Here is a 950-nt window from a genome sequence, read left to right as displayed (position 1 = left end):
TTCGTCTTCGTGGGTTGGTCAGGAGTTCTGTTGTTCCCCTGTGCTTACCTAGCTCTTGGTGGCTGGTTAACCGGAACAACCTTTGTGACTTCCTGGTACACCCACGGTTTAGCAAGCTCTTATTTAGAAGGCTGTAACTTCTTAACAGCCGCCGTTAGTACCCCCGCCAACAGCTTAGGACATTCCTTGCTGTTTCTCTGGGGGCCTGAAGCTCAGTGGGACTTTACCCGTTGGTGTCAACTGGGCGGTCTGTGGACATTTGTAGCTCTACACGGTGCTTTCGCGCTGATCGGCTTTTGTCTGCGTCAGTTGGAAATTGCTCGTTTAGTGGGCATTCGTCCTTACAACGCCATTGCCTTTACTGGGCCGATTGCGGTATTTGTCAGTGTGTTTCTGATGTACCCCTTGGGTCAGTCGGGCTGGTTCTTTGGCCCTAGCTTTGGGGTGGCGGGGATCTTCCGTTTCATCCTGTTCCTGCAAGGCTTCCATAACTGGACGCTGAACCCCTTCCACATGATGGGAGTGGCTGGAATTCTGGGTGGTGCGCTGTTGTGCGCCATTCACGGAGCGACGGTAGAAAATACCCTGTTTGAAGATGGCGACAAAGCCAATACCTTCCGGGCTTTTGAACCGACTCAATCGGAAGAAACCTATTCGATGGTGACCGCCAACCGTTTTTGGTCACAAATTTTCGGGATTGCTTTTTCTAACAAACGTTGGTTACACTTCTTCATGTTATTCGTGCCTGTCACGGGTCTGTGGATGAGTTCTATCGGCATTGTTGGTTTGGCTCTAAACCTACGCGCTTATGATTTCGTCTCCCAAGAATTACGGGCAGCCGAAGATCCTGAATTTGAAACGTTCTATACCAAGAACATTCTGTTAAATGAAGGTCTGCGGGCTTGGATGGCGCCTTCGGATCAACCCCACGAAAACTTTATTTTCCCTGA

General features: G+C 50.1%; 1 protein-coding gene. It reads left to right on the top strand.

Features of this window, described 5'->3' with window-relative positions:
* Positions 1 to 950, top strand: a 950-nt coding sequence (psbD, locus tag PL8927_RS27510) for a photosystem II D2 protein (photosystem q(a) protein) (RefSeq protein ID WP_083627095.1), incomplete at both ends; no start/stop codon positions are given.

Origin of the sequence: Planktothrix serta PCC 8927 (genome assembly GCF_900010725.2) — a bacterium.
GTDB classification, from domain to species: Bacteria; Cyanobacteriota; Cyanobacteriia; order Cyanobacteriales; family Microcoleaceae; genus Planktothrix; species Planktothrix serta.
This window is presented reverse-complemented; position numbering and strand designations above follow the sequence as displayed.